Below are 12,995 nucleotides of genomic sequence, written 5' to 3' on the forward strand. Positions count from 1 at the left end.
GCCCCGCGCCCGCCCCAGGCCCGCCAGGGCGCGCAGGACCGTGGTCTTGCCGCAGCCCGATGGCCCAAACAGCACCGTGACGCCCTTGCCGGGCAGTTGCAGGTCCACGTCGAGCTCAAACCCGGGGTGAGCCAGGCTCAGGCGGGCGTGGATGGCGCCAGGCAGCCCCACAGCCATGGCCTGCACGGCCCGATCCGAACGGCCCCTCAGGGCTTGCCAGGGTGCCATCCAGTCAGGCATGGTGTGCCCCCCTGGCCGACATGGGCCCGCGGCCGGAGACAAGGTAGAGCAACCACATCACTGCAAATCCAAAGGCCACCATGCCCGCGGCAAGCCACTGCGCCTCGTTCACTTCATTGGCCTCCACATGGCCGTACAGGGCGATGGACAACACCCGGGTCGCGCCAGGGATGTTGCCGCCAATCATCAGCACCACGCCGAACTCGCCCACCGTGTGGGCGAAACCCAGCACCGCGGCGGTGAGGAAGCCCGGTTTGGCCAGCGGCAGGGCGACGGTGACGAAACGGTCCCAGGGACCGGCGCGCAAGGTGGCGGCCACCTCCAGCGGACGCGGGCCCAGGGCCTCGAAAGCCTGCGTCAGCGGCTGCACCACAAAGGGCAGCGAATGCAGCACCGAGGCCACGACCAGCCCCTTGAAGGTGAAGGGCAGCAGCCCCCAGCCCAGGCTCTGCGTGAACTGGCCCACCAGGCCATTCGGCCCCATGAGCAGCAGCAGGTAAAAGCCGATGACCGTGGGTGGCAGCACCAGCGGCAAGGCCACGACCGCGGCCACCGGCCCTTTCCAGGCCGAGCGCGTGTGGGCCAGCCACCAGGCCACCGGCGTGCCCAGCACCAACAGGATCAGGGTGGTGAGCGAGGCCAGTTCGGCGGTCAGCACCAGTGCCTGCACGTCTTCGGCTTGCAGGGGCATCGCTCAGAGCCCGTAGCCGTAGGACTTGATCACCGCCTTGGCTGCATCCCCACGCAGGTAGGCCATCAGGGCCTTGGCGGCGGGATTGGCGGCCCCTTTGCTCAGCAAGACCGCATCCTGCTGGATGGGTGTGTACAGCTTGGGCGGCACCAGCCAGTAGGAGCCGACCACGGGCTTGTCAGGCGGGGCCACCTGCGCCAGGGCCACAAAGCCCAGTTCGGCATTGCCCGTGGCCACGAACTGCTGGGCCTGGGCAATGTTGTCGCCCTGCACGATCTTGGGCGCCACCGCCTCGTACAGTCCAAGGGCCTTCAGCGTCTCGACGCCCGCCGCACCATAGGGCGCCACCTTGGGGTTGGCCAAGGCCAGGTGCTCGAAGCTGCCCTTCTTCAGCACGGCGCCCTGGTCATCGACCAGGCCGGGCTTGGCGCTCCACAGCACCAGCTTGCCGATGGCGTAGGTGAAGGCCTCGCCTTTCACGCCCAGCCCTTCTGCGATCAGCTTTTGGGGTGTTTCGTCGTCGGCCGCGATCAGCACCTCGAACGGTGCCCCCTGCTGGATCTGCGTGTAGAACTTGCCGGTCGAGCCCGTGGCCACCACGGCCTTGTGGCCGGTCTGGGCTGCGAATTCGGCCGCGATCTTCTGGAAGGGCCCGGCAAAGTTGGCCGCCACCGCCACCTGAACCTCACCGGCCAGGGCAGCCATCGAGGGCAAGACGCCCAGAGCTGAGACCAGACAGGCCAGCACCCCACGCCGACGCAAGACACCCCACGACAAAACCGACATTTCGCACACTCCTGTTGAGACAAAACGATCAAACATCACAAGGCTTTGCTCCCCCCGACAAAGGGCGAGCCGCCCTCACCCCAGCACAGACAAGATCACGCTGGATGACTTGAACACCGCACAAGCCCGGGCACCGACACTGAGCCCCAAGGCTGTGACCGATTCCTGCGTCACCACCGAGGTGACCGACTTGCCTCCGCCCAGGTCGAGCGTGACCTCGGTGTTCACCGGCCCGTCCAGCACCCGCGACACCGTGCCCCAGAGCTGGTTGCGCGCACTGGTTCGCAGGCGCTCGTCGGTCAAGAGCAGCACCGCCGGGGCCTTGATCAGGGCCACCACCTCGGTACCGATGGCCATGCCCAGGGATTCGGCCGACTCGCGGGTGATGACGGCCACCAGCTCCTGTCTGCCATCCAGCCGCAGGAAGACCTCGTAATCGACCTCACCGGCGCGCAGGCCACTGACGGTGCAGGCAAACTGGTTGCGCGCGCTCGTGCGCATGGCCATGCGCCGCATGAGCTGCTGCACGCCCCGCACATTGCCCTGCTCGACCTCACCCCAGCGGGCCGTGAGCCGGTCCAGCGCCGCCTGGTATTCGGCCTCCATGGCGCGGTAGAGGGCCACGACTTTCTGACCCTGCTCGGTGAGCACCGTGCCACCGCCGTGTTTGCCACCGGTGGTGCGGGCAACCAGGGGCGCTTCGGACAGGTTGTTCATCGCGTCCACAGCGTCCCAGGCGGCCTTGTAGGACAAGGGCACGTGTTTTGCTGCCTGGGAAATCGACCCGTGCCGGGCAATGGCCTCCAGCAGCCGGATGCGGGTGTCGCCCAGGAAGGCGCCCATTTCGGTGGACACCTCCAGCTTGCCCGTCAGGCGGGGGCCGCTCACCCCTTGGGTCTGCAACGCCGACATCGGTCCATCTCCCACTAGACTGGGGCCACACCACGCGCCCCTTGTATACGCAGAACCATAGCGCAAATGCCGTGCCAGCGCGTCGCGCCCGAGGAATCCCCATGAACATCAGCGCCCGCAACACCTTTGAAGGCCAGGTCGTCGCCATCCGCCTGGGCACCATCAACGCCGAGGTCGAAGTCGCCCTTGCCGGAGGCCAGACCCTCGTGGCCATCGTCACCGCCGACAGCGTCAGCCGCCTGGGCCTGAAGGTGGGTGGCACGGTCACCTCGGTCATCAAGGCCAGCGACGTGCTGCTGGCCACATCCGCCTGAGCCGCTCACCCGCTCAACGCGGCATGCGCTCGCTGAGCGAATAGAAACTGTACGACGTAGGCCGCTCAGCCTGGCTGAGGATCTCGCGGTGAATCACCCATCGGCCATCGCGCAGCAGCCAGGCGGTCAGGTCCTCGCAGTAGGACAAGCGACGGTCCGGCTCGCCGGGCTGCACCTCCTGGCGCGAGATCACGAAGCGGTAGCGGCAGTAACAGGGCTGGTCGTCCTCGTTGTAACCCATCCAGCGCTCCGCCCCCACATCGTGGTCACGGTGCACCTGGACCCACAAGGGCCCCACCACTTGGTCCTTCCAGTTGGGCGGCAGGCGGGCCTGCCAGTCCATCTCGTGGGCCAGGTGCGTGGCCCGCTTGGCCTTGCGGGCTCGCCCATCGTTATAGCCAGATATATACAGCGTATGGTGCATGCGCATCTCTCCATCCATCGCGGAGCGACAAAAAAACGGAGGGCTTCAGGCCCTCCGCCTCAGGGGATCAGACCGTGGCCGCGCCGTGCGTGTAGCACTTCTTGGGGCAGATCTTCGAGCAGGCAGTACAGCCGATGCACATCTCCTGATGGGCGATCGTCATGACCTTCTTTTCGTACTCTTCGTCATCGTCCTCGTCGTCCGAGACCTTGACGCGCTCGCCCTCGTCATTGAGGCCGACCAGCTCCAGCACACCACGCGGACAGACCTTGAAGCAGCGGCCACAGCCAATGCAGGTGTCTTCGTTGATGTTCTGAACGAACTTGGGTTCCCAGGTCTCGCCACTGGGCAGGGTGACGGAAAACGTGCTCATCTCACCCTCTCCTTCAGGCGGCGGCCGCGGCGGCCTTGCGGGCTTCCATCAAGGCGGCATGCGTGTCATGGGCGCGCTGGGCCACCTCCAGGATCTTCTCCCAGTTGGTGGGCAGCTCTTCCGACAGGTCGTGCAGGTCCATCTTGGCCTGCGTGGCCTGGGCGTTCAGCTTCTTGAGCTTGGCTTTGAGTTCGTCGGCGTCCATCTCAGGCTCCGTAGTTCGCGACTTCGGGGTACTGGCGCACCATGGCCACCCCTTCATTGAAGAACTTGCCGCCCTGCTCGGCCAGCTTCTGCAACGAGGCAAAGCCGAAGCGATGCACGTCGCGCAGCTGCTTGTTGAACACGACCAGGCGGCCGGCCAGCAGCACCAGGCGGCCAAAGCCTTCGTGGCTCATCTTCATCATGGGCGAGACCATGTTGCCGGTTTCGCGCTCGATGGCCACACCCACGGCGTTGTAGAACAGCTCCATGCGCCAGAGGATTTCCGGGTCCGGGTCACCGATGATGGGCAGTTCGCGGCGCTGTTCCGCCGTGAGGATGAAAGGGTCGAGCAGGGTGCGGTCGCTCTTGCCTTCCCAGGTGCCGTGGGTGTCCTGGGCGCGCAGCACCTTGACCAGCTCACGCACAAAGGGCGTGGCCATCAGTTCTTCTTCGGTGGGCGCGGCGGGCGCGTCAAGGGTGGCAGCATCAGCCATGGTTGACCTCGTCTTCGTCTTCAAAGTTGGGGGCGGTGGCGGCCTGGTCCTTCATCAGGGCCTTGCGCAACCAGGGAGGCGGGGTGCCCTTGAGCACCTCCTGCAGTTTTTCCAGGATGTCCAGGATGGCTTCGGGTTGCGGCACCTTGATCGGGTGGATCTTGGCGGCCACCACGCGGGCTGCGGCCGAACCACCGATGGCGGCCACGTACAGGATGGCGCAGTCCTTGATGGCCTCCAGCTTGGGCGCGAGCTTGTCCTCGTCGCCGTCTTCTTCGAGCTTGCCGCCGAACTCGAGGTTCTCGATGAAGGTGTAGCTGTCGGGCGTGACCTCGTAGATGGCCAGGTTCTTGGCCCAACCGAAGTGCGCGTCAACGCGTTCCTTGTCCTGGGTGCTGAAGGCGATTTTCATGGGGAGACTCCGTCCGCGGCTGTGGTGTGATTGGTGCTGAGGTCGGCGGCCTGCGGCGCGCTGGCACCGGCAGGGGCCACCTTGGGCCAAGGCAGCTCGGCCACCGCAGGCAGCGGCTGGGCCACGCGCTGGGCGGCCTCCGGCAGCGGCCAGGTGTCCGGCTCGGCATGGGGGATGTGGGCCATCATCAGGTTGGCCACCTCGAAGATGAACTGGCGTGTGCCGCGGTAGCCCACCATCACGCGGTGGGCGTTGCCGATGCGGTCGAAGATGGGGAAACCGATCCGGAAGAAAGGCTTGCCCAGGCGCTCGGCGGCCTGGCGGCCGTGCGAGTGCGTCATCATCAGGTCGCACGCCTTGGCGCCGGTCTCCAGGTCTTCCAGGTCACCCAGCAGCGCGGTCTCGGCAGGCAGCTTGTCCAACACGGCCGATTTGGTCGTGGTGATGCAGCACGTCAGCTCGGCGCCCATCTCGTGCAGGATCGAACCGGCCGCATACAGCAGGTCGGGCTCGGCACCGATGGCCACCTTCTTGTGGCCGAGGTAGAAGTGGCCGTCCAGCATGGCGTCCAGCAACTGGCTGCGCTGGCGGCGGTACTTCTGTGGCACAGGCTGGCCGCTCAACTGGCTGAGCGTCATCAGGAAGGCGTCGTTGCACTCCAGGCCAGTCAGGCGGTCGAACAGGTGGTAAGGCACACCCGTGCGCTGCTGCATCGCCTCGGCCGCATCGCGCATCTGCTCGCCAATGGCCAGCGTGGCGATGGAGCCGCCCATGCGGGCGATGTCGTCGTGCCGGCTGCCGCCCAGCGTGGTGCCACGCCAATCTGGCGGAATGTGCCCGTCCAGCGAGCCCGACACATCGGGCAGGGTGATGGCGCTCAGGCCGAAGTCATCGAGGATGGTCTTGATCTCTTCGAGGTCGCCCGGCGTGAGGTGGCTGCCCGGCAGCAGGTTGACCTGCGTGGCCACCTTCTCGGGTGCAGCTTGCTCGGGCGTCACGTCCGGCACCAGGTGCTCGATGATGCCCTTCACGGCCACGCGCCAGCCATCTTCGAACGCACCCACGTAGTCGGGCGTGGAGATGTAGACCAGGGCCGTGTCGTCCAGCTCCGGCTTGCGTTTGCGGGCCATCTGCAGGTAGCCGTCGACGTCGTCGCCCTTGGTCTCCGTGAGGCCGGTGGAGCAGATGGCAATGATGCGGGGCGCGGCGCGCTTGCGGATGTTGAGCAGGGCCGCTTCGATGTTCTCGTAGCCACCCAGGATGGTGGTCACCTCGTTCATCGCCGTGGTCTGCAGCGGGATCGCTTCCTTGAAGTGGCGCACGAACAGCACCAGGCCGAAAGAGGTGCAGCCCTGCGAGCCATGCATCACGGGCATGCAGCTGTCCAGGCCCAGGAAGGCGTAGCTGGCCCCCAGAGGCTGGCTCATCTTCAGCGGATTGACGGTGCAGGCTTTTTTGGACTCGACGGTCTTGGCCATGGTCGTGTCCCCTCAGGCGTGAGCGTGCTCGTGACCATGACCCTGGTCGTGACCGTGGCCACCACCGCCCTGCCCTTCGGCCTTGACCGGCTTCACGAAGGGATCGGCCTGCAGCATGCCGGCATCGACCTCGTCCCACGGTGCGGGGATGCGCACCTGCTGCCACACCGGGTTGTAGAGTGCCTTGTCGATCTCTTCGACCAGTTCCACCATGCCCTCGTAGCCACCGTAGGCGTGGTGGCGTTCCTGGTTGATGTCCAGCCAGGGCATGCGGGCCTTGAGCGCGATGAACTGCGAGCGGCCGCCCGAGAGCATGATGTCGGCCTTGGCGTCGCGCAGCATGGCGTACATCTCGCGCGGCGTCATGTCGTCGATCATGTGGGCGTCGTCGCCCATGATCTCCTTGATCTTTTCCTTGTCTTCCTTGGTGGACTTCTTCACCGAGGTGCCGACGATCTCCATGCCCACTTCCTGCAGGGCCGAGACCACCGACCAGCTCTTCACGCCGCCGGTGATCAGCAGCACGCGCTTGCCCTTGAGGCGCTCCTTGTACTTCTCCAGCCGCTTCCAGGCGCGGGCCTCTTCTACCTCGATCAGGCGCTCGGTGCGGTCGATCAGGTCGGCGCCGGCGCCCTGCTTCACCAGCAGGCGCGCGATCTGGCGCAGGGTGTCGCTCATGTCGCCGATGCCGTAGAAAGAGCCCTCGAAGTACGGGATCCCCCAGTTCTTCTCCATGCGCGTGGCGATGTTGATCATCGACTTGCTGCACACCATCATGTTGACCTTGGCGCGGTGGCTGCTGGCCACCTCGTGGTAGCGACCGTCGCCCGAGATGCAACTCAGGATGCGCACGCCCAGGGCATCGAGCAAGGGCTTGATCTGCCAGAGCTCACCCGACAGGTTGTACTCGCCGATGATGTTGATGTCGTAAGGCGTCGTGTATTCGGGCTCTTCGGTGCCGATGACGTAGTCCAGGATGGACTCGCCGCCCAGCTTGTTGCCCAGGTTCTTGGGGCCGGCAAAGCCCGGGCTGTTGACGGGGATCACCGGCTTGCCGAACTTCTCCGAAGCCTTCTTGCACACCGCTTCGATGTCGTCTCCGATCAGCGCCGTGACACAGGTCTGGTAGACGAAAACCGCCGGCGGGTTGTACTTCTCGATGATCTCCCGGACCGACTTGAACAGGCGCTTCTCGCCGCCATAGACGACGTCGAGCTCGTTGATGTCGGTGGTGAAGCCCGTGCGGTAGAGCTGCGAGCCAGACGAGGCGCTGTGCCGGTTGTCCCAGCTGTTGCCCTCGCAGGCGATGGGGCCGTGCACCAGATGGGCCACGTCCACGATGGGCTGCAGCGCGATCTTGGCGCCGTCGAAGGCGCAGCCCCCGGCAGCGGCGCCGGGCGACAGCTGCTTGGTGCAGCCCTTCTTGCGTTCCTTCTCGCTCTTGCCCTGGTTCTTGTCGCAACCAGGTTCGTCAAAGACTTCGGCAATCTTCTGTTTGAGCGATGCGGCCATGGTTCGACTCCGGTGGGCGGGTTGAACCAGGTATTGCAGCTTCGGTGCCAGCTCGCGATTCTTTTGGAATCAAGCACTTAAGCAAAAGGGCCCACCGCAGTGAGCCCTTTGTGTTTCGCACAAACCCGACAGAAGGCTGTCAGGAATGCTTCAAGCGCCGATCAGGGCGTCGGCACCACGCCGTCGGCACAGCGCTGAGCCAGATGGGCCAGGGCCTCTTCAACCTGGTCGACCAGGACCAGGCAGAGGTCACCAGGCTGCAAGCGCGACAAGGCGGTGTCGATGGCGATGAACTCGCCCCGGATCTCGTCCACACGCTGCACACGCTGGGCCTTGCTCAGGCCTTCGCGCAACAGGGCCAGCACCTCGCCGTCCTCGCGGCCACGCTGGCAGGCGTCCTGGAAGAGGATCAGGTCATCGAAGGCCTCACCCAGGATGGCGGTCTGCTCGCGGATGTCTTCGTCGCGGCGGTCGCCCGCGCCACTGATCACCACCGAGCGGCGCTTGCCCGGCAGCGCGTTCACGGCCGACACGAGGGCGCGCATGGCATCGGGGTTGTGGCCGTAGTCGGCGATCACGGTGGCCCCGCGGAAGTCCATCACATTGAAGCGGCCGGGGGCGTTGTCGGCGTCGTTCACGAAACTGGCCAGGCCGTTGCGGATGCTGTCCCAGTCCAGGCCCGAACTCCAGGCTGCGCCCACCGCGGCCATGACGTTGTCGACCTGGAAGCCGATGCTGCCACCGCGGGTGATGGGGATGTCGCGCAGAGGCAGGGTTTCGCGCCAGCTGCCTTCGCACACCACGATGGCGTCGCCATCGACCGAGATGGTGCGCTTGCCCTGCGCACGGTGGGCCGTGAGCACGGGGTTGTGCGAATCGGCCGCGAAGAAAATGACACCGCCAGGGCACTTGGGCGCCATGGCCACCACGATCGGATCGGTGGCATTGAGCACGGCGTAGCCCGTGGGCGCCACGTTCATGACGATCACGCGCTTGAGCACGGCCAGGTCTTCGACGGTGGTGATGTAGTTCAGGCCCAGGTGGTCACCGGCGCCGATGTTGGTCACCACCGCGGTCTGGCATCGGTCGTAACCCAGGCCTTCACGCAGGATGCCGCCACGGGCGGTCTCGAAGACGGCCGCATCCACATCGGGGTGCATCAGCACGTTGCGGGCGCTCTTGGGGCCGGAGCAGTCGCCACTGTCGATCTGGCGGCCGTTCACGTAGACGCCATCGGTGTTGGTCATGCCCACGCGCAGGCCACTGGTGGCCAGCAGGTGCGCGGTCAGGCGGGCGGTGGTGGTCTTGCCGTTGGTGCCGGTCACGGCCACCACGGGGATGCGACCATCGTCACCCGGCTTGTAGAGGTTGGCCACCATGGCCTCACCCACGTTGCGGCCCTTGCCGAAGGACGGCGAGAGGTGCATGCGCAGGCCGGGCGCGGCGTTGACTTCGACGATGCCACCGTTCTGCTCTTCGAGGGGCTTGTGCACGCTCTCGGCCAGCACATCGACCCCGCAGATCTCCAGGCCAATGCACTGGGCCGCGGCGATCGCACGGGCGGCCACCTCGGGGTGAACGTCGTCGGTCACATCGGTGGCGGTGCCGCCGGTGGAGAGGTTGGCGTTGTTGCGCAGGATGACGCGGCGGCCCTTTTCGGGCACGGAACTCGGCTCCAGACCCTGCACTTCCAGGCGCGCGATGGCGATGTCGTCGAAACGGATCTTGGTGAGCGAGGTGGCGTGGCCTTCGCCACGGCGCGGGTCGGCGTTGACCTTGTCGACCAGTTCGCGCACGGTGTGCACGCCGTCACCGATCACGTGCGGGGGATCGCGGCGGGCGGCAGCCACCAGCTTGTCGCCCACCACCAGCAGGCGGAAATCGTTGCCTGGCAGGTATTTTTCAACCATGACCTGGCCGATTTCGGCCGCGGCCTTGTAGGCAATGGCCAGGTGCTCGCGGCTGACGATGTTGACCGTCACCCCCTTGCCCTGGTTGCCGTCCTGGGGCTTGCAGACCACGGGCAGGCCGATCTCCTGGGCCACGACCCAGGCGTCGTCCACGTCCGTCACCGGGCGGCCGATGGGCACAGGCACGCCAGCGGCGGCCAGCAGGCGCTTGGTGAGGTCCTTGTCCTGCGCGATGGACTCGGCCACGGCACTGGTGGTGTCGACCTCGGCGGCCCAGATGCGGCGCTGCTTGGCACCCCAGCCGAACTGCACCAGGCTGCCCTGGGTCAGGCGGCGCCAGGGGATGCCGCGCGCGGCAGCAGCGGTCACGATGGAACCGGTGCTCGGGCCCAGGCGGACGTCTTCATCGAGCTCGCGCAAGGCGGCCAGCGAGGCCTCGACATCGAAGCTGCCGTCGTTCAAGGCCGCATCGACGAGGGCGCGGGCCTGCTCGAACGCCAGCTTGCCCACGGCCTCTTCGCTGTACTCGACGACCACCTGGTAGATGCCGGCTTCCACCGTGGCCGCGGTGCGGCTGAAGGTGACCGGGCAACCGGCCTGGGCCTGCAGGGCCAGGGTGGCGGCCTCCAGCACATGGGCCAGCGAGATCTGCCCCGGGCGACCATCCGGGCGCAGCGGGCCCAGGGTGGGGAAGAGTTTGCGCAGGCGCACCTCGAAGCCATCGAGCAGGCTGAGCTCGCGCTCGGCCGGCTCGCAGGCCACCACGGCTTCGATCGCCGTGTGGCGGCTCCAGAGGTTGGGACCACGCAGGGCCCGGATACGGGAAACGTCCATCAGCCTATCTCTCTCAATGCTTTGCTCAAAGCGTATCGGTGCGCCAGCCAGGGGCTCAGCGCGCAGCGCGCGGTGCGGGGTCGTAGGTTTCCAGACCGGCGGCAATCAGCTCGGGCGAAATGCCCAGGGCCCAGGCCGCGGCCACGGCGGCCAGCAGGTAACGCACGGTGGCGCCCGGCACCGACTGGTCGGCGCCACCGGCCACCATGCGGCGGGCGGCGTGGCCATTCAGGTCGGCACAGCGAACCGGGCTGTGCCCGTTGTGGCTCAGCAGCACGTGGTGGCCGTCCACCGACACCGTGCGACCGCCCTTCTCGCGATGGGCCACCAGGACGGGGTTCTCGTGGTCCAGGTCATAGAAGATCACGTCGCCATCGCACAACTCGGCCATCTCGACCAGTCGCTCGTCGGCGGCGTTCAGCACGGCCACGCCATCGGGCAGGACCACGTCCACCTGGGTGCGCAGCACCTTGAACATCTGCCCAGCCTCGTGGATGTCGTGCTCGGCCAGGGCCGGTGCCACGGGGGCTTCGGAACCCAGCAGATCCGTCACCACGCCCACGGCGCAGCGGTCGTAGGCCAGGCCATCATTGAGGATGCTGGCGGCGCTGTTTTCGAGCACCACGGCATTGACCTCGCGGTTCATCAGCAGGCGCTGACCCGAGGCCCAGTTGGCGCGGTCGCCCGCTTCCACCTTGCGGCTGCCCAGGAAAAGGCCTTCGCGGCAGGCCAGGCCCACGTGGCGGCCACTGAGGTGCAGCAGCCAGGCCGTGAGGCGGGCGATGTTGGCCGTGCCCTGCGAACCCGCGACCCCGATGATCGGGATGCGGCCGGACTCGTCTTCGGCAAACAGGTTGTCGACGATGGCCTTGCCCACCGGACGCGGCAGGCCCTCGGCCGGCTTGAGGTGCATCAGCAGGCCCGGGCCGGCGTTGACCTCGACCACGGCGCCGCGCTGCGGGCCCAGCGGCTTGGAGATGTCTTCCACCACCAGGTCGATGCCGGCAATGTCCAGGCCCACCACGCGGGCGGCCAGCGAGGCGGCAAAGGCCACGTCGGGGTGGACATCGTCGGTGCAGTCGATGGCCACGTTGCCATTGCGCTGCACCAGCACGCGCTGGCCGTCGGCCGGCACGGAATCGCCATTCAGGCCCTGGCGCTCCAGCAGCAGGCGCATGGCGGGCTCGCGCTCCAGCACGATGGTCTCGAGCGGGAATTCCTCGGCCTCGCCACGGCGGGGATCCGAGTTGAGCTGGCTGTCGATCAGCTGGACCACGGTGTCGCGGCCATTGCCGGTGATGTGCAGGCTTTCGCCACGCGCCGCCGCCACGACCTTGCCGCCAACCACCAGCACGCGGTGCTCGTCGCCCGGGATGAAGCGCTCGACGATGACCTCGCTGCCCTCCTGTTCCGCGATGCGGTAGGCGGCTTCAATGTCTTCGCGGGTGCTCAGTTCCAGCGACACCCCCCGGCCATGGTTGCCGTCCAGCGGCTTGACCACCACCGGCAGGCCGATGTCCTCGGCCGCATCCCAGGCGGCTTCGGGGCTGTCGACCACCTCGCCCTCGGGCACGGGCACGCCGCAAGACTTGAGCAAGGTCTTGGTCAGGTCCTTGTTGCCGGCGATGCCTTCAGCGATGGCGCTGGTGCGCTCGGTCTCGGCCGTCCAGATGCGACGCTGGGCGCTGCCATGGCCCAACTGGACGAGGTTGCCATCGTTCAGGCGGATGTGGGGGATGCCCCGGTCGGTGGCGGCGCCCACGATGGCCGCGGTGGAGGGGCCCAGGTAGCAGTCGTCGATCTGGGTGCGGATGGCGTCGACCGCCGCTTTCACGTCGAAGGGCGTGTCGTTGATCGCGGCCATGATCAGGGCGTGGCCCTGTTGCAGCGCCACACGCGCCACCTGTTCGTCACGCGCACGGAACACCATGCGGTAGACGCCGGGCTGGCTGGTGGAGCGCGTCTGGCCAAAGCCCGTGGCCATGCCGGCCAGGTTCAGCAGCTCGATGACGATGTGCTCCAGCACATGGCCGGCCCAGGTGCCTTCCTGCAGGCGGGCCAGGAAACCACCCCGCTCGCCAACACCGCAGTGGTGTTCGATCAGGGCTGGCAGCCAGGCTGTGAGGCGTTCATTGAAGCCCGGGAGCAGGTTGGAGGGGAAAGCTTCCAGCTCACCCAGGTCCAGCCAGACTTCCAGCACCGGACGGTAGGTCCAGATGTTCGGGCCACGGAGGTAATTGATGCGCTGCAGCGCGATGTCGTTCTTTTGGGTCATGTCCAGCTTGATTACTGCGCCCGGTCGGACCAGCTGGTGAAAAGCGAGAACGCGATTGTGAGGCCGGCATCGGTCAAAATGCCACACCTTGCACCAGGGGTCGCGGAGTCGAGACCCAGCCGGGCCATACCATCAC

The 12,995-nt window shown here is 66.7% G+C and carries 14 protein-coding genes; 1 reads left to right on the forward strand and 13 read right to left on the reverse strand.

Features of this window, described 5'->3' with window-relative positions; all coding sequences use genetic code 11:
* From QZ994_RS03805 to QZ994_RS03820, 4 genes are all read right to left on the reverse strand, one after another.
* A partial coding sequence (locus tag QZ994_RS03805) for an ATP-binding cassette domain-containing protein (protein WP_290868560.1) occupies positions 1–177 on the reverse strand: 177 nt, incomplete at its 3' end.
* A 55-nt stretch (positions 178–232) separates the two neighbouring features.
* Entirely contained in the window at positions 233–931 is a 699-nt protein-coding gene (modB, locus tag QZ994_RS03810) for a molybdate ABC transporter permease subunit (protein ID WP_290868443.1), read from the reverse strand.
* Between the two features lie 3 nt (positions 932–934).
* Positions 935–1,636 carry a molybdate ABC transporter substrate-binding protein gene (gene modA / locus QZ994_RS03815; protein ID WP_290868562.1) on the reverse strand — a complete coding sequence of 234 codons (702 nt, stop codon included), beginning with the start codon at positions 1,634–1,636 and terminating at the stop codon, positions 935–937.
* Positions 1,637–1,792: 156 nt separating this feature from the next.
* The gene (locus tag QZ994_RS03820; RefSeq protein ID WP_290868446.1) at positions 1,793–2,629 is read right to left on the reverse strand and encodes a TOBE domain-containing protein; all 837 of its coding nucleotides are present in this window, start codon (positions 2,627–2,629) and stop codon (positions 1,793–1,795) included.
* 101 nt (positions 2,630–2,730) lie between these two features.
* Here QZ994_RS03820 and QZ994_RS03825 point away from each other — a divergent pair, with 101 nt between their 5' ends.
* Positions 2,731–2,943, forward strand: coding sequence for a TOBE domain-containing protein (locus QZ994_RS03825; protein ID WP_290868449.1), 213 nt, complete (start codon positions 2,731–2,733; stop codon positions 2,941–2,943).
* Between the two features lie 13 nt (positions 2,944–2,956).
* On the opposite strand, the gene QZ994_RS03830 is transcribed toward QZ994_RS03825, so the two are convergent.
* The 9 genes from QZ994_RS03830 to cphA (QZ994_RS03870) form a co-directional block, all read right to left on the reverse strand.
* Positions 2,957–3,367, reverse strand: coding sequence for a hypothetical protein (locus QZ994_RS03830; RefSeq protein WP_290868452.1), 411 nt, complete (start codon positions 3,365–3,367; stop codon positions 2,957–2,959).
* A gap of 67 nt (positions 3,368–3,434) precedes the next feature.
* Entirely contained in the window at positions 3,435–3,740 is a 306-nt protein-coding gene (fdxB, locus tag QZ994_RS03835) for a ferredoxin III, nif-specific (protein WP_290868455.1), read from the reverse strand.
* A 13-nt stretch (positions 3,741–3,753) separates the two neighbouring features.
* Positions 3,754–3,945, reverse strand: coding sequence for a CCE_0567 family metalloprotein (locus tag QZ994_RS03840; RefSeq protein ID WP_290868458.1), 192 nt, complete (start codon positions 3,943–3,945; stop codon positions 3,754–3,756).
* 1 nt (position 3,946) lies between these two features.
* Complete coding sequence (locus QZ994_RS03845; RefSeq protein ID WP_290868461.1) at positions 3,947–4,438, reverse strand: NifX-associated nitrogen fixation protein; 492 nt, start codon at positions 4,436–4,438, stop codon at positions 3,947–3,949.
* On the reverse strand, positions 4,431–4,850 hold the full coding sequence (gene nifX, locus QZ994_RS03850; protein ID WP_290868464.1) for a nitrogen fixation protein NifX: 420 nt from the start codon (positions 4,848–4,850) through the stop codon (positions 4,431–4,433). Before nifX ends, QZ994_RS03845 begins: the two co-directional genes overlap by 8 nt.
* Entirely contained in the window at positions 4,847–6,328 is a 1,482-nt protein-coding gene (gene nifN, locus QZ994_RS03855; RefSeq protein ID WP_290868467.1) for a nitrogenase iron-molybdenum cofactor biosynthesis protein NifN, read from the reverse strand. The genes nifX and nifN overlap by 4 nt, the downstream gene beginning before the upstream one ends.
* 12 nt (positions 6,329–6,340) lie before the next feature.
* Positions 6,341–7,840, reverse strand: a complete 1,500-nt coding sequence (gene nifE / locus QZ994_RS03860; protein ID WP_290868470.1) for a nitrogenase iron-molybdenum cofactor biosynthesis protein NifE — start codon at positions 7,838–7,840, stop codon at positions 6,341–6,343.
* A gap of 161 nt (positions 7,841–8,001) precedes the next feature.
* Entirely contained in the window at positions 8,002–10,584 is a 2,583-nt protein-coding gene (cphA, locus tag QZ994_RS03865; RefSeq protein ID WP_290868473.1) for a cyanophycin synthetase, read from the reverse strand.
* Positions 10,585–10,639: 55 nt separating this feature from the next.
* On the reverse strand, positions 10,640–12,859 hold the full coding sequence (gene cphA, locus QZ994_RS03870) for a cyanophycin synthetase (RefSeq protein WP_290868476.1): 2,220 nt from the start codon (positions 12,857–12,859) through the stop codon (positions 10,640–10,642).
* Between the last annotated feature and the right edge of the window lie 136 nt (positions 12,860–12,995).

It is taken from the genome of Aquabacterium sp. (genome assembly GCF_021768455.1).
Taxonomy (GTDB): Bacteria; Pseudomonadota; Gammaproteobacteria; order Burkholderiales; family Burkholderiaceae_C; genus Aquabacterium.